Annotated in this window: 21 protein-coding genes and 1 pseudogene; 14 read left to right on the plus strand and 8 right to left on the minus strand. The window is 70.7% G+C overall.

Annotated elements, in window-relative coordinates:
* Positions 1 to 7: 7 nt before the first annotated feature.
* On the plus strand, positions 8 to 676 hold the full coding sequence (locus tag AB0878_RS30500) for a hypothetical protein (RefSeq protein ID WP_366583664.1): 669 nt from the start codon (positions 8 to 10) through the stop codon (positions 674 to 676).
* A 25-nt stretch (positions 677 to 701) separates the two neighbouring features.
* Here the strand turns inward: AB0878_RS30500 and AB0878_RS30505 are convergent, their stop codons facing one another.
* From AB0878_RS30505 to AB0878_RS30515, 3 genes and pseudogenes are all read right to left on the minus strand, one after another.
* Positions 702 to 1004, minus strand: coding sequence for a zinc-binding dehydrogenase (locus AB0878_RS30505; RefSeq protein ID WP_366583665.1), 303 nt, complete (start codon positions 1002 to 1004; stop codon positions 702 to 704).
* Positions 1005 to 1071: 67 nt separating this feature from the next.
* Positions 1072 to 1206 (minus strand): annotated as a pseudogene (locus AB0878_RS30510) (hypothetical protein); the annotation flags it as partial.
* Positions 1207 to 1530: 324 nt separating this feature from the next.
* Positions 1531 to 1674, minus strand: coding sequence for a hypothetical protein (locus AB0878_RS30515; protein ID WP_366583666.1), 144 nt, complete (start codon positions 1672 to 1674; stop codon positions 1531 to 1533).
* A 55-nt stretch (positions 1675 to 1729) separates the two neighbouring features.
* Between AB0878_RS30515 and AB0878_RS30520 the strand changes: the two genes are divergently transcribed.
* Positions 1730 to 2509: a helix-turn-helix transcriptional regulator gene (locus AB0878_RS30520; RefSeq protein ID WP_366583667.1), complete on the plus strand. Its 780-nt coding sequence runs from the start codon at positions 1730 to 1732 to the stop codon at positions 2507 to 2509.
* Between the two features lie 99 nt (positions 2510 to 2608).
* Complete coding sequence (locus AB0878_RS30525) at positions 2609 to 3295, plus strand: hypothetical protein (protein WP_366583668.1); 687 nt, start codon at positions 2609 to 2611, stop codon at positions 3293 to 3295.
* An 83-nt stretch (positions 3296 to 3378) separates the two neighbouring features.
* Here the strand turns inward: AB0878_RS30525 and AB0878_RS30530 are convergent, their stop codons facing one another.
* The 3 genes from AB0878_RS30530 to AB0878_RS30540 all read right to left on the minus strand — a co-directional run bounded on the left by AB0878_RS30530 (position 3379) and on the right by AB0878_RS30540 (position 6022).
* The gene (locus tag AB0878_RS30530; RefSeq protein WP_366583669.1) at positions 3379 to 4752 is read right to left on the minus strand and encodes an amidase; all 1374 of its coding nucleotides are present in this window, start codon (positions 4750 to 4752) and stop codon (positions 3379 to 3381) included.
* Positions 4753 to 4943: 191 nt separating this feature from the next.
* Positions 4944 to 5279, minus strand: a complete 336-nt coding sequence (locus tag AB0878_RS30535) for a muconolactone Delta-isomerase family protein (protein ID WP_366583670.1) — start codon at positions 5277 to 5279, stop codon at positions 4944 to 4946.
* 41 nt (positions 5280 to 5320) lie between these two features.
* Complete coding sequence (locus tag AB0878_RS30540) at positions 5321 to 6022, minus strand: alpha/beta hydrolase family protein (protein WP_366583671.1); 702 nt, start codon at positions 6020 to 6022, stop codon at positions 5321 to 5323.
* A gap of 102 nt (positions 6023 to 6124) precedes the next feature.
* Between AB0878_RS30540 and AB0878_RS30545 the strand changes: the two genes are divergently transcribed.
* From AB0878_RS30545 to AB0878_RS30595, 11 genes are all read left to right on the plus strand, one after another.
* A complete protein-coding gene (locus tag AB0878_RS30545) occupies positions 6125 to 7237 on the plus strand; it encodes a zinc-binding dehydrogenase (RefSeq protein WP_366583672.1) in 1113 nt (370 codons plus the stop codon).
* Between the two features lie 52 nt (positions 7238 to 7289).
* Positions 7290 to 8570 (plus strand): Rieske 2Fe-2S domain-containing protein, encoded by a 1281-nt coding sequence (locus AB0878_RS30550; RefSeq protein ID WP_366583673.1) that lies wholly within the window; start codon positions 7290 to 7292, stop codon positions 8568 to 8570.
* A gap of 29 nt (positions 8571 to 8599) precedes the next feature.
* Positions 8600 to 8791: a hypothetical protein gene (locus AB0878_RS30555; RefSeq protein ID WP_366583674.1), complete on the plus strand. Its 192-nt coding sequence runs from the start codon at positions 8600 to 8602 to the stop codon at positions 8789 to 8791.
* Positions 8788 to 9780 carry an ABC transporter substrate-binding protein gene (locus AB0878_RS30560; RefSeq protein ID WP_366583675.1) on the plus strand — a complete coding sequence of 331 codons (993 nt, stop codon included), beginning with the start codon at positions 8788 to 8790 and terminating at the stop codon, positions 9778 to 9780. Before AB0878_RS30555 ends, AB0878_RS30560 begins: the two co-directional genes overlap by 4 nt.
* A 36-nt stretch (positions 9781 to 9816) precedes the next feature.
* Positions 9817 to 10956, plus strand: a complete 1140-nt coding sequence (locus tag AB0878_RS30565) for a hypothetical protein (RefSeq protein WP_366583676.1) — start codon at positions 9817 to 9819, stop codon at positions 10954 to 10956.
* A complete protein-coding gene (locus tag AB0878_RS30570) occupies positions 10953 to 11912 on the plus strand; it encodes a PDR/VanB family oxidoreductase (protein ID WP_366583677.1) in 960 nt (319 codons plus the stop codon). The genes AB0878_RS30565 and AB0878_RS30570 overlap by 4 nt, the downstream gene beginning before the upstream one ends.
* A gap of 95 nt (positions 11913 to 12007) precedes the next feature.
* Positions 12008 to 13111 carry an extracellular solute-binding protein gene (locus tag AB0878_RS30575; protein ID WP_366583678.1) on the plus strand — a complete coding sequence of 368 codons (1104 nt, stop codon included), beginning with the start codon at positions 12008 to 12010 and terminating at the stop codon, positions 13109 to 13111.
* On the plus strand, positions 13108 to 14859 hold the full coding sequence (locus AB0878_RS30580) for an iron ABC transporter permease (RefSeq protein ID WP_366583679.1): 1752 nt from the start codon (positions 13108 to 13110) through the stop codon (positions 14857 to 14859). The genes AB0878_RS30575 and AB0878_RS30580 overlap by 4 nt, the downstream gene beginning before the upstream one ends.
* A 24-nt stretch (positions 14860 to 14883) precedes the next feature.
* The gene (locus tag AB0878_RS30585; protein ID WP_366583680.1) at positions 14884 to 16032 is read left to right on the plus strand and encodes an ABC transporter ATP-binding protein; all 1149 of its coding nucleotides are present in this window, start codon (positions 14884 to 14886) and stop codon (positions 16030 to 16032) included.
* Between the two features lie 108 nt (positions 16033 to 16140).
* Positions 16141 to 16815, plus strand: a complete 675-nt coding sequence (locus AB0878_RS30590) for a GntR family transcriptional regulator (protein WP_366583681.1) — start codon at positions 16141 to 16143, stop codon at positions 16813 to 16815.
* Positions 16816 to 16939: 124 nt separating this feature from the next.
* Positions 16940 to 17590 carry a GntR family transcriptional regulator gene (locus AB0878_RS30595; RefSeq protein ID WP_366583682.1) on the plus strand — a complete coding sequence of 217 codons (651 nt, stop codon included), beginning with the start codon at positions 16940 to 16942 and terminating at the stop codon, positions 17588 to 17590.
* A gap of 141 nt (positions 17591 to 17731) precedes the next feature.
* Here AB0878_RS30595 and AB0878_RS30600 read toward each other — a convergent pair whose 3' ends face one another.
* Positions 17732 to 19096, minus strand: a complete 1365-nt coding sequence (locus tag AB0878_RS30600; protein WP_366583683.1) for an FAD-dependent oxidoreductase — start codon at positions 19094 to 19096, stop codon at positions 17732 to 17734.
* A gap of 177 nt (positions 19097 to 19273) precedes the next feature.
* On the minus strand, positions 19274 to 20092 hold an 819-nt coding region (locus AB0878_RS30605), incomplete at its 5' end, for a BBE domain-containing protein (protein ID WP_366583684.1).

Consider the following 20092-nt stretch of genomic DNA (forward strand, 5'->3'; position numbering starts at 1 on the left):
GGCGGTGATGACCGGAGGCGGGTCCAGCGTCGCTCTCACCATCGGCTCGGCGTTCATGACCGACCTCGGGTCCCCGTTCCCGGCGAAGATGAACCTCGCGGGTGACGAGCTGGAGTTCACGTTCGTGCTGTCGGGCCACCCGCCCGGCGACGTCTCGGAGTGGGTGCGGCTGCGGTCCGGTGTCGGACTGGCCGGCCGGGTGCCCCGCTTCAGCGCCGACGCGGGCGGGCGCCGGCTCCGCGTCGAGCTCACCGGGACCGCGATCGGCGCCCTGATCGTGCCGTTGGCGGATCTGGCGCCGGCCGGGGTCGACTCCTTGCACCCCGGCCCGTGGCAGAACCGGATGACCACCACGGTGCAGCTCGCCGTGGACGAGATCGCGCGGATGCTGTCGAGGTGCCGGCACCGGGCCGGGGGCGCCGAGCCGCTGATCGACCTGGAACTGTCCTACGAGCCGGACCGGGAGTACCGCACCCGCGTCGCGGAGGTCCACGAGCGGGTGCGCGCCTTCGTGTCTCCGGTCCGGCCCGTGCTGGAACTGCGCTGGCGCGCGGTGACCCCGGCGCAGCGCAAGGCCCTGCTCGACGAGCTGCCCGACATCGTCCCGGCCCGCAGGTGGTTCCGCCGCAGCCGCACCACGACGATCATGGGACTCGACGTGGAGTTTCCGTCCTGAGTGGACGGTCCCCGGCGGTGCGCGGTCAGGGCAGCACGACGAGTTTCCCGGTGGCACGGTCGTTTTCCAGGTGGCGGTGGGTCTCGGCGATGTCCACGAGGCCGAAGACCCGGTCGACGTTGGGCCGGTACCCGCCGGCTTCGACCTCGCGGACGACCCGCTGCAGCGCGGCCGTGCTGCCCTTGACGGTGTCGCTGTGGAACGCCGTGAGCTTCGTCCCGGACGGGATCATCGCGATCGGTTCGAGGTCGGGGATCACCCACCCGCTCAGCGAACCCGCCACGCACGCGGTCCCGCCGCGGCGGACCAGGCCCAGCGAGTCGACCACCGGTGCTCGCCCCGACGAGGTCCAGCACGTGGTCGGGTCCGCCGGGCCAGAGCGCGTGGACGCTCGCGGCGAGCGAGCCGCCGGGGTCGAGGAGCACGTGGTCGACACCGGCGGCGCGCAGGGCGTCGGCCTTGGCCGGCTGCCGGGTCGTCCCCGCGATCTCGACCCCGTGGGCGGCCGCGATCGACGCGGCGGCCGGCACCGACGACGTCCCGCGGCGGATGAGCAGCCGCCCGTGCGTGGCCGCCAGGGTTGTCCAGCGCGCCCTGGGCGGTCAGGTACGTCTCCGGCAGGGCGGCGAGGACCTCCCACGGCAAGGTCGTCGTGACCGGCATCAGCAGCGGGTTCGGCACCAGGGCGTACTCCGCGTAGCCGCCGTCGAACTGCCGCCCCAGTTCACCCATCACGGCCGCGACGGTGGTGCCCTCCGGCAGCAGGGGATCGGTGGAGGCGGCGACGGTTCCCACGCACTCGATGCCCAGCACCCGCGGGAACCTCACGTCGGGGGAATGCCCCTGGCGCGTCCTCAGTCCGACCGGTTCAGGCCCGTGCCGCGCACCCGCACCAGGCTCCAGCCTTCCCGCACGGCCGGCACCGGCACCTCACGGACCTCCAGCACCTCCGGCCCGCCCGCCCGGACGCACACCGCCGCTCGCATCGTCGTCGTCATGCCGTGCACTCTCACCCGGCTGCAGCGTGTCCGGCCACCGGTAAAATGCCAACCCATGCCCGACGGCCGCCAACCTGCCCACTCGCACGTCTGGCCGTCCGGCGGCGCGCACCGGTGGCCGTCGGGCGGAACCAGCCCCGTGTCGTCCCACTCGCGCGGCCACCTGGTCTACGCGGCCCGCGGCGTCCTGTCCGTCCACACCGGACAGGGCACCTCCATCGTCCCGGCCAACCGCGTCGCCTGGACCCCCGCCGGCGCCGGCCACCAGCACCGCGCCCACGGCGACACGGACATGCGGATCGTCTTCCTGCCCCCGTCGCTGGCCCGGCTCGTGCCGGACCACCCCGCCGTGTTCACCGCGTCCGACCTCGCCCGCAGCGTGCTGCTGACCCTCACCGGCCCCCGCAACTACGACCCCGCGGCGCGCCCCCTCGCCCCCGCCGCGCGCGCCCGCCTCCGCCGCGTCCTCGTCGACGAGCTCCACGCGGCCCCCGAACAGCCCCTGCACCTGCCGGACCCCTACGACGACCGCCTGCGCGCCGTCGCCCGTGTGCTCTCCGAAAACCCCGCGGACAACACCCCTCTCGCCGACCTGGGACGGACGACCGGCGCCAGCGCCCGCACCCTCAGCCGCCTGCTCCACCACGAACTCGGCATGACCTTCCACGAGTGGCGCACCCAGCTGCGCATCCACCACGCCCTCGTCCTCCTGTCCGAGGGCCACGACACCACCCACGTCGCGCACGCCTGCGGCTGGGCCAACCCGAGCCACTTCATCGCCGCGTTCGGCAACCTCGTGGGCACGACACCTGGGCGGTACCGGGCTGGTCAGTAAAGCTGCGTTTTCGGTGGGGGTTGAGTGGGTGCTCGCGATTTCCTGCGGATTCGGCCATGAGGTCAAAGATCGTTCTACGTTGCTCGATACGCTTCACCGATGACGGTCAAGCGACGCGGGCTTCTGGACCAGCAGCAGGCCCTCGGCCGGCACCGGCGGCAACTCGGCCGGGTTCATGTCACCATCGACGACCTTGAAGCTCTCCGAGAGCTTCTCGACGAGGGTCTCGCCGACGGGGCGACTCGCACCGAGTTCGAATTCGACGGCGGCTCGTTCGAGGAGCCGTCGGACCTTCCGAAGCTGTCTGATGCAGAGCTTCGTCGCATCGTCGTGAAGTCGGCAAAGGCCGAGGTGATCCTCGCCAGTACCCAGGCGGTCGCGATCGGCGAACGGCATGTGAGCGAAGCCGTTTACACGCGGTGGGCACGGGCACGGCAGACGAAGGACCGACCTGGCCCCCGACCGTCCGCCCGCTACCGGGCGGCGGCATGGCCTTATCTTTTCGCGGCGGTGCTGGCTGTGATCACGCCCTTGAGAATTGTTTCCGATATGGGTGCCGCCGGCTGGTTTCTGGGCGGCGGGTTGACGTTCCTGGCCGTTGTGTCGGGCACGTGGTCGCTCCAGCGGCTCCCCAAGTCTTATGCCGCGGTGCACGCAGTGAGCAACGAGGACTACCGAAAACACCGCACCGAGGCAAGCCACGCCTGGCGCTCGGCGATGATCGGTTTGACCGGCGTCTTCGTCACGCTGGTCATCGGAGTTCTGACTTTCGTCCTGAAGAAGTAGATCGCGGTCGACGAGCCGTGCGAGGTGGCCGGGGGTGTTGCCCGGCCCGTCGACCGCGTAGTGCGGCCAGGGCAGGGCGCGGACTACCGGGAGACGCTGCCCACCAGGTCCGGGCGGCCCAGTCCCTCGTCGGCGATCCAGTTCGCCACCTCGAACAGCTCCGCGTCGCGGTTGGTGCGGCCCAGGATCTGCAGGCCGAGGGGCAGACCCTCGTCCGCCAGGACCGGGAGGGTCAAGGCGGGGCAGCCGAGCAGGGACGCCGTCACGTTCATGGCGACGTTGCCGGTCGAGTCGAGGCCCGTCGGGGCGGCGCCGCAGGCGGCGAGGGTGATCGTGGCGTCGAAGTGGGCCGCGGTGGTCTCGTAGGTGGCGCGGGCGGCGGCGCGCTGGGCGAGGAGCTCGCGGTATTCGTGCTGGGTCATCGCTTCGGCGATCTTCAGGCGTTCACGCGCGTCGAGGCTGAGCTTGGTGGCGTCCAGGTCGGCGTAGGTGTTGAGCGGCCAGCGGCCCTCCCAGGCGACGATGGCCTGCGTGAGCCGCAGTGCGTCGGCGACGGCGGTTTCGGCCGTTTCGATCCGCTCGTCCTGCGTGCGGTCCAGGACCTCGATGCCGTGCTCCTGCAGGCGTTGCCTCGCCGCGGCGAAGGCCTGGCGCGCGCCTTCGGTGGTCGCGCTCCAGCCGCCGGTTTCGAGGACGGCGAGCTTCATCGGCTTGGTACGCCGGGTGAAGTCCACGTCGCCGGCGAGGCCGCCGTAGCCGGGGTCGCCGCCGGCGCGGTCGGCGATGGCGCGCAGGACCGCCCAGGTGTCGGCGAGCGTCGCGCCGATCGAGCCCTGGCAGCTCTGGCTGAAGTGGTCGTGCGAACCACTCCGGTTGACGGCGCCGACGCTCGGCTTGAAACCCACCGCGCCGCAGAAGCTCGACGGGCGCAGGATCGAGCCGAGCAGCTGCGTGCCCAGGCCCACCGGGACCATGCCGGCCCCGACGGCCGCCGCCGTGCCGCTGGACGAGCCGCCCGGCGTGCGGCTCGGGTCGTGCGGGTTCGTGGTCTCGTGCCACGGGTGCTTCGAGGCCAGCTCGGTCGTGGTGGTCTTGCCCACGATCACCGCGCCCGCCTCGCGCAACGCGTGCACGCTCGCCGAGTCGCGGTTGCCTTCGGTGCCTTCCCACAGCGGCGAGCCCTGCCCGGTCGGCATGTCGGCGGTCTCGATGATGTCCTTGATCGCCACGGGCATGCCGTCGATCGGCGACAGCGGTTGCCCGGCGGCCCACCGCCGCGCCGCCTCGTCCGCCGCCTGCCGCGCCCCTTCGCGGTTGAGGACGACGAACGCGGCCACCGTGGGGTCGAGCTCGTCGATGCGGGTCAGCGTTTCTTCGAGGTAGGCACGGGGACTGAGCCGCCCGGATCGCAAGTCTTCGCTGTGCGAAACGTAGCCCCGCAGGCGATTTCCGGTCACGCGGGCACCCCCGGGATCTCGACGTTTTCCCCGCACCGGCGCCACATCGGATTCGAAAGCATGCCCCCCATCCTGCGTCACGGAACGAGAAGACGCTACGGCCGCGGCGGATCCATCGAAGTGATGTTCGCGCCGCCCGGCGGATGGGCACGATGCGCTCGCGGCCGTTCGGCACCATCCGCCGGCGGTGGTCACGCCCGGGTTGCGCCGTTCGTCCCGGCCGCCGCGGCGGCGAGGTTCACGACCTCGGGCAGCAGCTCCTGCGGATGGGTCGCGAGGGCTTCGACTTCGACGTCGAGGTAGGGGAACAGCGGCAGCGAGGTGAGGATCTCGTGCAGGTGCGTGGCGTCCCGGGCCTCGTACAGGGCGAGCGTGCCGCGTTTGCCGGGCAGCCGCCAGAGTTTCGTCAGGACGCCCTCGGCGCGCAGCCGCATCGCGAGGGCGCGCTCTTGTGCTCGCAGCTCACCGATGTGGTCCGCGGTCAGGTGCGGGGGGAAACTGGTGGTCGATCGGACCAGGAACTCCATGGAGGCTCTCTCTGTTCGGAGTGGACTCGGCGTGAGCCGGTTCAGACGGTGACGCGCTGCAAGGCGCCGGCGAGCTCGGCCGGAGCCGTGACCATGGCCTCGTGCCCGGTGCACAGCTCCTGGACGTCGTACCCGCGCTCGGCGGCTCGCTTGGCGTAGGGCGCGAACACGGCCATCCAGTCGGTGCAGTCGAGGTAGGTCGCCGGCAGGTCACGCGGCAGCGCGGCGCTCACGGGGTCCAGGTAGGTCTTCCAGGGATGGGGTGACAGCCGCGGGGTCAGCCAGTCCAGATCGTCCTGTTCGGTCACTCCGAGGACTTCCAGCGAGCGCGGCGGGATCAGCCACCCGAAACCGGGTCCGGCCACGGATTCCCGGTAGTGCCCGGCCACGTGGTCGGGCAGCAGGTCGATCGCGCGCTCGCCGGCGTCGGCGACGAACGCGTCCAGGTACACCGCATGCCCGATCCGGGCGCGGCTCCTCGCCGCCACCTCGGTGACGACCTGCCCGGCGTAGCTGTGTCCCACCAGGACCACGTCCGTCAGGTCCCACGCCTCAAGCAGGGCGAGTACGTCCTCGGTGTGCGTTTCGAGCCCCACGTCCGGGGAGATCAGGTGGCGCCGGTCGCTGATCCCCGTCAGCGTCGGCGCGAAGACCCGGTGCCCGAGCCGCTGGAGTTCGGCTGTCACCCGCTGCCAGCACCAGCCGCCGTGCCAGGCCCCGTGAACCAGTACGTAGGTGCTCATCCCGCCCCTTCGTTATGCGAACTACATCCTCACGCAGATTGCGCGACAGGATTGTTAACAATAAAGTACAACCAGATCAGCGACGAGGGAAGGACACCTTCAGTGCCGAACGAGCGTCTGGCCCGGGCCGCGGTCACGACCGGCCGCCGGACCGTCGAGTTCCGCGAGCTCCCCGTCCCGGACCTGACCGGCGGCGGCGGCCTGCTCGCCGTCGAGGCGGTGGGGATCTGCGGTTCCGACGTGGTTTCCTTCGACCGGGCCGACGAGCCCGCCCGGGTCATGGGCCACGAGACCGTGGGGGTCATCGCGGACGCGACGGCGTCCGCGGTCGCGAGGTGGGGTGCGGCGCCGGGGGACCGCGTGCTGCTGGAGGAGTACCTCCCTTGTGGACACTGCCGGTTCTGCCGGTCGTCGGAGTTCCGGTGGTGCCTCGAATCCGACCCGTCGGCGCGCCCCGACGCGCTGCGGTACGGCACCACCGCGCTCACCGTGGCGCCGGGACTGTGGGGCGGGTTCAGCGAACTGCAGTACCTGCACCCGCGCACGGTGCTGCACCACGTGCCGGACTCGCTGCCGTCCGACATCGCGACCCTCGCGCTGCCGGTGGCCAACGGGTACGAGTGGGCCTACCGCAACGGCGGAGCCGGCCCCGGCTCCGCGGTCGTCGTGATCGGGCCGGGACAGCAGGGTCTCGGGTGCGTCCTGGCTTCGCGGATCGCCGGCGCGTCGGTGATCGTCGCGGTCGGTCTCGAACGCGACGGCGTGCGGCTCGCCGCGGCCCGGTCCCTGGGCGCCACCCACACGTTCACCAGCGGCCCCGACCTGGTGGAGCGGATCCGGGAAGCCACTGGCGGCGAGGGCGCGGACCTGGTCGTCAACACCGCGTCCGGCACGGCCGCGGTGTTCAACGACGCGATCGCGGTGCTGCGCAAGTCGGGCCGGCTGGTGCTGCCCGTGCGCGAGCGCAAGCCGCAGGACGGGATCGATCTCGGGGCCCTGTCCCGGAAGTGCCTCACCGTGGTCGGCATGCGCGGGCACAGTTTCGACGCGGTGGAGTCGGCCATCGGGATCCTGCAGGACAACCTCGACCTCGTCCGTCCACTCGCGACGATGACGGTGCCGTACGACCGGGTGGCCGACGCCATCCTCTCCACCGGTGGCGACGGGCCCGTCGCCGACGTCATCCACGCGACCGTCACCGTCGCGCAGCCGTGACACCCCGCGCTGCCGTGCACACCGCAGCCTGACAGTTCCCCTCGGAGGCAAGATGCGCATCACACGAGAACAGAACGAACGGCTCACCCGGGTCGAGGGCGAGGCCCCCATGGGACAGGTCTTCCGCCGGTACTGGATCCCGGCCGTCCTGTCGGAGGAGGTCCCCGAGCCCGACAGCCCGCCCGTGCGGGTGCGGTTGCTCGGTGAGGACCTGGTGGCGTTCCGGGACTCCAACGGCGAGGTCGGCCTGCTCGACGCCTACTGCTCGCACCGGCGGGCGCCGTTGTTCTTCGGCCGCAACGAGGAATGCGGTCTGCGCTGCGTGTACCACGGCTGGAAGTTCGACGTGAACGGCAACTGCCTCGACACGCCCTCGGAGGAACCGGGTGCGCGGCTGCGGTTCCGCGCCGGGATCAAGGCCTACCCGGTGTACGAGGCCGGCGGGATCGTCTGGACCTACATGGGGCCGGTCGACACGATGCCCGAACCTCCCGACTACGAATGGCTGCGCGCGCCCGAGACCCACCGCGGCGTCTCGAAGACCAACGAGCCGTGCAACTACCTGCAGGCGATCGAGGGCGGGATCGACACCGCCCACTCGTCGTTCGCACACAACAACGACCTGTCCAACACCAAGTCGTTGCGGGCGCTGGACCGGCACCCGAAGCTGGAGGTACAGCTGCAGCCGCACGGGTTCACCTACGCGAGCCTGCGCCGCGTCGGCGGCGGGCGCCGCTACCTGCGCGTGTACCAGTTCGCCATGCCGTTCATGCAGATCCGCAGTGTGCTGCTGAGCTGGCACGGCCAGGGTGAGGACGCCGAGTACCCCGCGCTGCACGGCCACATCTGGGTGCCGATCGACGACCACAACACCGCCATCTACAACTTCGCCTACTCCGCCCGGCCCGAGCAGCCGATGCCGCAGGGGTGGTTCGCCGAGCACGAGGACGAGATGGGCCGCGGCCCGCAGGACTTCAAACCCGGGACGTACTGGCTGGTCCGGGAACCGGAGAACGACTTCATGATCGACCGCGAGGTGCAGCGCACGCGGACGTTCACCGGCATCGAGGGCGTCAACACCCAGGACTTCGCGATCCAGACCGGCATGGGCCGGATCGTGGACCGCAGCAAGGAAGCGCTCGGCAGCACCGACCTGGCGATCTCCACCGCCCGCAAGCTCCTGCTCGAAGCGACCGACCGCGCCGAGCGCGGGGAGCCGATGGTCGGGGCCTCTCCCGAAGACCACCGCGACACCCGCGCCGCCGACCTGCTCGTGGCCGAGGACGACGCCTGGCGCGAGGCCGCCAAGGACCTGCAGTCCGCCTGGTACTGAGCCCCACGCCGAACCGACGAAAGCGACCCATGACCTACAAGATCGTGACCATCCGCGCCACCGGCCTCACGCCCGAGGCCGTGTCCGAAGAGCTCGAACGCGAGCTCAACACTGCCGTCGCCGAGGGGTGGACCTTCGACCGGATCCAGCCGATCATCTACAACTCCTCGACCACGGGCTACCTGCTGCTCATCCTGAACCGCGCGGGGGAGAGCGCATGACGCGCCGGCTCACCGTCGCCCTCACCGACAACACGTTCACCCGCCCGCTGCTCGACGGGCGCGCCCGGATCGCCGGCGTCGACCCGACGATGCTGGCCTACCACCCGTCGGAGCTGTTCTGGCGGCAGCTGCACTTCGCCGAGTTCGACGTCTTCGAGGCGTCGCTGTCGACCTGCTTCCGCCTGGCCTCGCTGGACGACCGGCGGTTCGTGGCCCTGCCCGTGTTCACCACCCGCACGCTGTGCCACCTCGGTATCGTCGTCGGCGAGCGCTCCGGCATCGAGAGCCCCGCGGACCTGCGCGGGCGGAAGATCGGCGTGCCGGAGTACCAGCAGACCTCCGCGGTGTGGAGCCGCGGCGTGCTGCAGCACGACTTCGGCGTCGATCCCGCCGACGTCCACTGGGTCATGGAACGCGGCGCCGCCCACAGCCACGGCGCGGCGACGGACTTCCGGCCGCCCGAGGGTGTGCGCGTCGACGTGATGTCGCCGGAGGAGAACATCGGCACCCTGCTCGCCGAGGACTACCTCGCCGGATCCCTGCTGTACCTGTCGGAGAAGAACCTCGTCGACCGCTCGCCCGAACGCAGCGAAGCCGACCTGAGGGTGCGCCGGCTGTTCGACCCCGAGACTGAACGGGCCCGCTACCTCGCCGGCGGCACCGGTCTGCACGCCACGCACTGCGTCGCCGTGCGGCGGGAGCTCGCCGAGGAGCTGCCGTGGCTGGTGCTGAACCTGTACTCGGCCTTCACCGAGGCCAAGGCCGCCGTGCTGGCCGAGGCCGCGAAGAGCTTCGAACCGTGGCGGCTGCTGGATCCCGCGACCGCGGACGCCACCCGCCGCCTCGCCGCGACCGACCCCGTGCCGTACGGAATGGCGGCCAACCGCACGATGCTCGACCGGCTCGGGCAGTACGTGGCCGAGCAGGGCATCGCCGTGCGCAAGGTGTCGCTCGACGAAGTCTTCGCCCCGCAGACCCTGGACCTCTAGACCACCGAGCCCCGACATCCCCCGAAGGAGAAACGCATGGCTGAGATCGTCGCGGCGGCGGCCGCGGTCCACGCGCCGCAGCTGCTGAGCCGGCCCCAGCACGAGGAGCTCGACAAGCTCGACAAGAGCACGGACGCACTGGTGGCGTTCGGCGCGGCCATCGAGGAAGCCGCGCCCGACGCGGTGCTCGTCATCGGCCTCGACCACCTCGAGACCTTCTGGCTGGAGGCGGTGCCGACGTTCACGATGGTGGTCTCGCAGGAGTGCGAGGCGCACTACATGGAACAGCAGATGCACAAGAAGGTGCACACCGAGGTCGCCGTCGACCTGCTGAAGAAGGTGATCGCCGACGGCTTCGACGTCACCTACTCCCAGGAAGCCGTGCTGGGACACGCGTTCCTCACGCCGTTCAAGTACATCCTCGGCAAGACCGACGCCCCGGTGGTGCCGCTGCTGGTGAACACCTACCTGCCGCCGATCCCGAGCCCGCGCCGCTGCTACGAGCTGGGCCGGGCCATCGGCCGCGCGCTGGAGACCCGCGACGAGCGCATCGCGATCATCGCGAGCGGCGGCATGTCCCACTTCCCGGGCACCTCCCGGTACATGGCGCCGAACTACGAGTTCGACCGCTGGGTCGTCCAGGAGACCGCCGCCGGCCGGTACCAGGACCTGCTCGACCTCACCCCCGTCAACCTCGACGAGGTCGGCGAGAGCGAGCTGCTGACCTGGTTCGTGCTGCTCGGCATCATCGGCGAGCTGCCCGGGCATCTGCTCTCGTACCAGGAGCTGGCCCACCACGGTCAGGGCGTCGTGCAGTTCCTGCCCCAGGCCGCCGACGACACCGTGCACGAGGCGAGCCGCGAGGTGTCGGTGCCGAAGTACGGCGGGTACGAGTTCACCAGCGAGGACTTCGTCTACTACAAGTTCCCCGAGCCGGAGTCGTTGCCGCTCAACCGGTTCCTCCACCGCCTGATCGTGGAGGAGCAGCTGCGCGACGACTACGCGCGCGACGCCGACGCGGTGATCGCCGCCAGCGGCCTCGACCCCCGCTTCCAGGACGCGTTGCGCCGCCCGGGCTTCGACGCGCTCGTCGAAGCCGGGGCGCACCCGCTGCTGGCCCTGTCGTCGCGCCAGGTCGTGCGGCTGGCCGCCGACCGCATGGGGACGGCTTCGTGACCGCGCCGGAGGGAACGATCGAGGTCGAGGTCAGCGGCCGGCGGATCGTCGGCAACGGTGTCCTCGAGGTCGAGCTGCGCCCGGTCGACGGCAGCCCGTGGCCCGGCCACGGGCCGGGCGCGCACGTCGACGTGCACCTGCCCAACGGCCTGATCCGGCAGTACTCGCTGCTTTCGGCGTCCGAAGAGGACGGAACCGCGAAGATCGCGGTGCTCAAGACCGCCGACTCCCGGGGCGGTTCGCGGTTCGTGCACGAGCGGCTGCGGCCCGGGCACCGGATCCTCGTGAGCGAGCCGAAGAACACGTTCGAGCTGGGGGAGGACGACGAGCACGCGGTGCTGATCGCCGGGGGCATCGGCGTGACCCCGCTGCTGGCGATGGCGCGCCGGCTCGCCGCGCGCAACGCCGGCTTCGAGTTCCACTACCGCGTGCGCACGCCCGACCGGGCGGTCTACACCGCCGAACTCGAATCCCTCGTCCCGCCCGGTGCCCTGCACGTCGGAGCGGACTCCGACGGGAGCGCGTTCGCCCCGGAGGAGGTGCTGCGCGCGGCCGGTCCACAGTCGACGGTCTACGTGTGCGGGCCCGAGGCGTTCATGGACTTCGTGCGCAAGGGCGCCCTCGCCGCGGGGATCGGGGCCCGGGCGTTCCGGGTCGAGCACTTCAAGCACGAGGCCGACACCGAAGGACGTCCGTTCGTGCTGACCGCGGCCCGCAGCAAGGTGACCGTGGAGGTCGGCGCGACCGAGACCCCGGCCCAGGTCCTCGACCGGGCGGGCGTGTTCGTCCCGACGGCGTGCGAGCAGGGCGTGTGCGGAACCTGCGTGGTGGGGGTGCTTTCGGGGACGCCGGACCACCGCGACGTGGTGCTGACTCCGGGGGAGAAGGCGTCCGGCTCGGTCATCACGTTGTGCTGCAGCAGGGCGGCCACTTCGGAGCTCGTCGTCGACCTCTGATTGTCCGACAATATTGCTAGTCATATTGTTCGACATCACGTAGTCTCTGTACGCGGGTGCGCGGAGCGCAGCCGTCACCGGAATGAGGAGCAACGATGCTCGAGAAGCCGCGGCAGCGCCTTGCCTGCCTGCTCGCTGTGGCCTGCCTGGGCGGCCTGACGGCGGCGTGCGGATTTCCCCCTGTGAACACCGAGGCGGTCGCGGTCTACGCGAAATTCGCCGCCCTGAAGGGGAAATCGCGCCACGACCAGCTCGTCGACGCAGCCAAGGCCGAGGGCCAGCTGGTCATCTACGTCACCAACACCGCGATCGAGAAGAAGATCGTCCCCGCTTTCGAGAAGGAATACGGGATCGACGTCGCGGTCTACCGCGCGACGACCGAACAGGTCCGTGGGCGCGTCCTGCAGGAAGCCGGCGCGCACCGGGTCCTGAACGACGTGGTCGAGACCAAGGACTCCGAGATGGCGATCCTCGGCGGGCAGGGCCTGATCGCCCCGTACCAGAGCGACATCACGTCGACGATCCCGGCCGAGGCGAAGACCGACGACATGGTCGGCGCGTACTACATCGCCACCCTGCCGATCCACAACGTGCGGCTGGTCCAGCCCGGCGGGCTCCCGCACGACCTCGCGGGTTACGCCGATCCGAAGTGGCAGGGCAAGGTCGCGGTCGACCAGGGCGACTTCAACTGGTACGAGGACGTGTACAACTACTACACGAAGCAGAAAGGCATGTCCGACAACGACTTCGCCGCCATGATGAAGGGCGTCGCGAAGAACTTCCGGGTCGTCGACGGCCACGTCTCCAACACCACGCTGCTGCAGGCGGGCGACTTCCCGGTCTTCCTGTCGGACTTCCTCCAGTACGTGCCCAGCCGCGCGAAGGACCTCTCGTTCTCCCCGCCCATGGACCCCGTGACGCTGCAGATCCTGGGGGCCGATCCGATGAAGGGCGCGGCCCACCCGGCGGCCGCGCTGCTGTTCTGCGACTTCTACCTCACCGAGGCGCAGAAGTACCTGCACGACGCCGGGTACATCCCCACCAACCCCGCGGCGATCCCGGGCTACCGGCCGCGCCTGCCGGAAGGAACCGATTTCGTGTACGACGACTGGCGGACCCTGGCCTCCGACCGGGGCAACGCGTGGCAAGAGGCGTGGAGCAACCTGCTCAAGGGCAAGGATCCGGTGCTTCCGCGATGACCCAGACCCTTCTCGACCGGCCGCCCGCCGGTCCCGGCCCCGGGCCGGGCCCCGGGGTACTGCGCCGGGTCCTCGCGCGCGTCCAGGCCAAGCACGTGGTCGTGGCGGTGGTCGTGCTGCTGCTCGGCTACCTCGTCCTGGTGCCACTGGGTTTCCTGCTCTGGCGGACCTTCGTCGCAGACGACGGCTCGGCCGGCCTCGGGGGCTTCGCCCGGGCGTTCCCGAACGACTCCGACACCTGGGCGATGATCGGGAACACGCTGGCGTTCGCCTTCGGCTCGATGGTCGTGTCGATGGTGATCGGCGGCGGGTTCGCCTACCTGGCCGAGCGCACCGACGTCCCGTTCCGGCGGCTGCTGAGCCTCTCGGCCCTGATCCCGCTGATCATCCCGGCGATCCTGTACGCGCCGGCGTGGATCTTCCTGGGCAGCTCGAACATCGGCCTGCTCAACAACGTCACCGGGTTCCTGTTCGGCATCCGGCCGTTCGACGTCTACTCGGTGTGGGGCATGATCTGGGTGCAGAGCCTGCACTCCGCGCCGATCGTCTTCCTGTTGCTGTCGGCGGCTTTCCGCGCCGCGGACCCGTCGATGGAGGAGGCGGCCCGGGTCGCCGGGCTCGGCCGGTGGCGGGTGCTGACCCGGATCACCCTGCCGATGGTCAAGCCCGCGCTGGCGGGCGCCGCGCTCATCGTCTTCGTGCAGTCGCTGGAAGTCTTCGAAATCCCCACGTTCCTCGGGCTCTCGGGCGGGCACTACGTGCTCACCAGCAAGCTCTACTACCTGTACCAGGAATACCCCACCGACTACCAGGCGATCGGGGCGATCGGGATCGGCCTGCTGGTGATCGCGTGCGTCGGCGTCTGGCTGGCGGGGCGCGCGGGCGGGTCGCTGCGCGAGTCCGGGACGATCAGCGGCAAGGCGTTCCGGCCGCGGCGCGAGAAACTCGGCCGGGGGAGGTGGGTCGCGGCACTGCTGGTGCTGGGTTACTTCGTCCTCGCCGTGGTGCTGCCGCTGCTGATCCTGCTCTACTCGTCGCTGCTGAAGAACTACGAGCAACCCAGCCTCCAGGCCCTGGGCGACCTGAACCTGGACAACTACCGCACGCTGTTCGGCGACAGCGGGATCATCCACTCGTTCGAGCACACCGTGATCGTCGCCGTGTGCGCGGCCACCGCGGCGATGGTCCTGTCCGCGGTCGCGTCCTGGGTCGTGGTCCGCACGAGATCGTCGGGCCGGCGGCTGCTCGACGCGCTGGCGTTCTCGCCGCTGGTGATCCCCGGTCTCGTGTTCGGCGTCGCGCTGGCGGTGGTGTACCTCCGCACGTCGCTGCCGATCTACGGGACGCTGGTCATCCTCTTCATCGCTTACACGACCCGGTTCATCCCCTACGGCATGCGGTACGCGGGCGCCGCGCTTTCGACGGTGTCGGCCGAGCTCGAGGAGTCGGCCCACGTCTCCGGGGCCCGCTGGTTCGAGACGATGCGGCGCGTCCTGCTCCCGCTGGCCGCGCCGGGCCTGATCGGCGGATGGGTCTACATCCTCATCGTCAGCTTCCGGGAGCTGCAGAGCAGCATCCTGCTCTACACCCCGGGCAAGGAAGTCCTCTCCGTGACGATCTTCCAGGAGTACCAGGACGGCAACACCACCCTGGTGTCGGCGATCGGCGTGGTCCTCGTCGTCGTGCTGACGGTCCTGGTCGTCATCTCGCAGCTCATCGCGGCGCGCCGTGGCGTGCGCAACCAGTAGCCCGAACCCAAGGCGGTCGAACCGATGCTCAAGATCAACGACGTGGTGAAGAAGTACGACCCCGCCTCATCCGCCCGGTTGCGGCGGCGAGGGGTCGATGCCGGCAAGCACCGTCCCGCGCTGGGCGGGGTGAGCCTGCGCGTGGAGGAGGGGCAGTTCCACACGCTGCTGGGGCCGTCGGGGTGTGGCAAGACCACGCTGCTGCGGTCGGTCGCGGGGCTCGAGCACCCGGACTCCGGCGAGATCGAGCTGGGCGGCGACACACTCTTCTCCGCCGAGCGGTCCGTGGACCTCTCGCCGGACCGGCGCCGGCTCGGCATGGTGTTCCAGTCCTACGCGATCTGGCCGCACATGTCCGTGCGCCAGAACGTCGCGTTCCCGATGCGGGTGGGCCGGGCCAAGCGGCCCAAGGCCGAGGTCGACAAGCTGGTGGTGGCGGCACTGGAATCGGTCGGGCTGAGCGAGGCCATCGACCGGTCGGCCACGAAGCTCTCCGGCGGCCAGCAGCAGCGGCTCGCGTTCGCCCGCGCCATGGTCGGCCGGCCGCGCCTGCTGCTGCTCGACGAGCCCCTGTCCAACCTCGACGCGCAGCTTCGCGCGTCGATGCGCCTGGAACTGAAGCGGCTGCAGAGCGAACTGGGGCTGACCACCCTCTACGTCACCCACGACCAGGCCGAGGCGCTGGCGATCTCCGACGTGATCACCATCATGAGCGGCGGGCGCATCATGCAGCAGGGCACCCCGCGCGAGATCTACGACCACCCGCAGAACCTGTTCGTGGCCCGGTTCATCGGGTCGCCGAACCTGCTCCCGGCGAAGATCGACGACGGCTCGGGCCGTCGGACGGTGCTCACGGACGTCGGCCCGCTCGTGCTCGACGAAGCGGTGCCGGCCGGGCTCACCGACGTCGTCCTGGTGCTGCGCCCGGAAGACCTCGAGCCGCGGCGCCGGACCGCCGGCGCCCCCGGGTCGGCGGGGGCGAACGAACTGTCCGGCACCGTGGTCGCCCAGTCGTTCGAGGGCGAGTGCATCCGGCACATCGTGGCGGTCGGCGACGAGCGCATCGAGTGCCGGTCGGCCCGGCACTCGGACGTGCGTCCCGGCGACGAGGTGTCGGTCCCGGTGCCCGGGCGGGCTTTGTCGGTGGTCGACGCGCAGGACGAACCGCACTGAGCGGCCGGTGAAACACCCGATCGTCCACTCAGATTGCCAACGATCCTGTTAGGGTAAAATGGCAACGATCCGGCTGGACGGCCGGCCTTGAAAGGAGGGCGGCCGCCTGTGGAAAACCGAGAAACGCTCGTCGACCGGTTGCGGACCGCCATCGTCCACGGCGAGCTCTTTCCCGGCCAGCGGCTCGTCGAGGTCGATCTCGCGGCCACGTTCGGATCGTCGCGCGGGAGCGTGCGCGAGGCCCTGGTGATGCTGGAGAACGAGGGCCTCGTGATCCGCGAGCGCAACCGCGGCGCGTCGGTGCGGCCGATCTCGCTGCGCGAGGCGATCGAGATCACCGAGGTGCGCGCCGTGGTCGAGGGGCTGTGCGCGCGCAAGGCCGCGTCGGTGATCGGTGCGGAAGACCGGCGCCGCCTCCAGAAGCTCGCCAAGGCGATGCGCGCGGCGGTGAAGGCCGGTGACATCGCCGCCTACAACGACATCAGCCAGGAATCGCACCACGTGATCCGCGAGCTGGGTGACCAGCGGACGGCGACCGAGGTGCTGGAACGGCTGCGCTACCCCAGCGTGCGGTACCAGTTCCAGGTGTCGTTGCTGCCGGGGCGGATCGAGGAAGGGCTCGCCGAGCACGTCAGCGTCATCGAGGCGGTCGCCTCGGGGGACGGGGACCGGGCCGAGGCCGCGATGCGGGCTCACCTCTCGAGCCTGGTCGGGTCCTTGCAGAAGCTCAGCGAGCTGGGCGGCCTGCCCCGGACCACGCTCGGTCGCACGCCGGCTTCGTGACGCGGGCGGCCGGGCCGCGTGGAACTCCGTTTCGACGAGGTGATCGGCTTGGGTGAACACGGCAGCGGTGCGGCTGCGCGGATCCGGGAACTGCCGAGACCTGCCCGCGAGCCGGTGATGTCGCGTGCGGGCTGAGACGGCGGACCCCTCGACCGCGTCGGCCCCCGCGGTCAGCGACGTCATCCGCGACGCGATCCTGCGGGGCGAGTTCGTGCCGAACCAGCGGCTGGTCGAAAGCGACCTGGCCGACCAGTTCGGCGCGAGCCGCAGCGCGGTCCGGCTCGCGCTGCTGGAACTGATGAACGAAGGGCTGATCGAGCGCGTCCGGAACCGGGGCGCGCGCGTCCGCGCGGTGTCGCTGGACGAGGCCGTCGAGATCTGCGACGTGCGCCTGATGCTCGAACCGTTGTGTGCCTCGCTCGCCGCGACGCGGGCCGACGCTGACGAGCGAGGTGCCCTGCAGGCGCTGGCCGACGCCATGAGCGACGCCGTCGACGACGCGGATCTGGCCCGGCAGTCCGAGCTCAACCACCAGCTGCACACCCTCGTGCGCCGGCTCAGCGCCCACCACACGGCGACGCGCATCCTGGAACGCCTGCGCGCGCAGTCCGTGCTGCACCGGTTCCGCCTCACCACCCGGCCGGGGCGGGCTCGTGAATCCCTTGCCGAGCACCTCGCCATCATCTCCGCGATCTGCGACGGCGACCCGGACCGGGCCGCCGACGCGACGCGCCGCCACCTGCGCGCTGTTCTCTCGGCGCTGCAACAGACCTGACCTGGACGAAGCGGGACGGGTCAGCGCGGATCCTTGTCCCGCAACCGGTGTGTCGCCGGGACCCACCGGATCAGCGAGCGGGGGATCACGGCGCCGGGAATCGCGCCGGCGGGCGGGGTTGGCGGGTTCCGCCCGGCCGCGTCAGCTGCGCGTGGCGGCCAGCACTTCGTTGAACGCCTCGGTCGACGACGGGTGCGTGTAGATCCCGTCGCGCAGATCCGTGGCGGTGACGCCGTGCCGCATGGCCAGGGTGACCAGGTTGATCAGCTCTTGGGCGTCGACGCTCAGCAGGGCGGCGCCGAGGATCCGGTCGGTCTTCGCGTCGATGACGAATTTCATCAGGCCCCGGGTCTCGCCGAGGATCTTCGCTTTCGGCATCGCGACGATGTCGGCGACCGCTTTTTCCGCCACCTTCACCGCGTACCCCTGCTCGCGCGCGGCCTGTTCGGTGAGTCCCACCCGGGCCAAGGGGGGCGTCAGGAAGAGCGCGTAGGGGATGTGGGCGCGGTCGGCGGTGGATCGGGTGCCGGGGCCGGTGAGCTGGTCGGCGACGATGCGGCTGTCGTCGAGGGAGACGTAGGTGAACTGCGGCCCGCCCTTGACGTCGCCGACCGCGAAGATGTGGGGCTGGCCGGTGCGCAGCCGATCGTCCACTTCGACCGCGCCGCCGGCCGTGGTCGCCACGCCCGCGAGGTCCAGGCGGAGGCCTTCGGTGGCGGGCTTGCGGCCGGCCGCGACCAGCACCGCGTCGACGACGATCGTGCCGTCGTCGTCGCCCTGGCGGTAGTCGAGGCGGGCGCCTTCGGCCGTCTCCGACAGCCGGGTGACCTCGGCGCCGAGGACGAACCGGACCCCGGTGTCGGCCAGCACCTGTTCCGCGGCCGCGGCGACATCGTCGTCCTCCCGGCCCAGGATGCGCGGCGCGCGGTCGAGCACCGTCACCTCGCTGCCGAACTGCGCGAACATCGACGCGAACTCGATGCCCACGTGCCCACCGCCGAGCACGGCCAGCCGGCGCGGGAGGTTGTCCCGCCCGATGAGGTCGGTGCTCGTGTGGACGCGGGTGCTGCCGGCGAGCCCGGGGATCGCGGGCAGGACGGGCTCGGCCCCGGTGTTGATGATGATGGTGTCGCCGGTCACGGTCAGGCGGTCGTCGCCGGCGCTGACCTCCACCGTTTTGGGGTCGACGAACGCGGCCTGTCCGGTGAGGACGGTGACGGACTCGATCGAGTCCAGCGTGGAGAAGTTGATGCCGCGCAGCCTCGTCGTCAGGTTCCGCGTCTTGCCGACCGCTTCGCCGTGCCCGGTACCGGTTTCCGCGTGGTGGATCAGCGATTTGGTGGGCACGCACCCGACGTTGGGGCAGGTACCGCCGTACATCTGCGCCGACCGCTCGATCACGGCGACGCGGCGGCCGCGCCGCCCCATCGCGGCGGCCAGTGTCTTGCCCCCTCTGCCGAATCCGATCACGACGAGATCGAAGTGCGTCGAGTCCACAGTGGACATAGTGCTCCTCCTGGCTGCGCTGCGCGCCGGGTCCCGGTCCGGGGGCGCGCTCAAATGTACGTACATTTGAATATAGGACGACATCCGCGCAGTGGGGCCGAGTGTGTCGGGCGCGACAGGCCCGGGCGAAGTGACCGTCACCTCAAGGGGCACGGGGACTTTCGGCCGATCGGCTGTTCAGCCGGCCGGCACCACGTTGTGGTTGATCCGGAACATGTTGTCCGGGTCGTAGTTCGACTTCGCGGCCGTGAGGCGTCGGTAGCGTTCCGGTCCGTAGATCGCGGCGGCGTCGGGCGCTTCTTCGGGGGCGAGGTTGTTGACCAGCCGCCGGTCGCTTTGCCAGGGCCGCATGCCCTCGAGCAGGACGGCGACCGATTCCTTGAGCTGGTGCTCCTGCGACAGCGGACCGACCTCGACGCCCAGCAGGCTGTAGGGCAGGCCCCTGGTCGCCACGGCGTTGGGCACGGCCGGCTCGCGGTCCCACGCCCCGCCCAGGGCGCGCAGTTCGGCGATCCACATGGTGGTGCCGGACTCCGGGCCGACGAGCTCGATCAGCTTTTCCTGTGCCTCCTCGGGGAACTCGCGCAGCATGATGCCCCGCTCGTAGTAGGGCAACGGTTCGGTCGGCTCGTTGTGGATCGACGCGACCTCGCTGTAGGGCATGTCCCGCACGGTGTCGAGGATCGCCGGAGCCACTGTCCGCAGTGGAGCCACCAGGCGCTCGCCGTCCTCGGCCGTGCCGGTGTAGGCGAACCGCAAGGACACCGTGAACGCGCCGCGCAGCGGTTCGGGCAGCTCGGGCAGCGGTGGCAGGCGCAGCACGGCGAACGACGAGATCATCGTCTCCGGGGTGCCCGGATGCCAGGCGGTCCACGCGCGCAGCACGTCGGCCATCCGCTCACCGGGGAAATAGAGGCCCCCACCGTAGAGGCGGGGCACCGGGAACAAGGCGAACTCCAGCGCGGTCACCACGGCGAAGTTGCCCTTTCCGCCGCG

The organism is Amycolatopsis sp. NPDC047767 (assembly GCF_040704195.1).
GTDB lineage: Bacteria > Actinomycetota > Actinomycetes > Mycobacteriales > Pseudonocardiaceae > Amycolatopsis.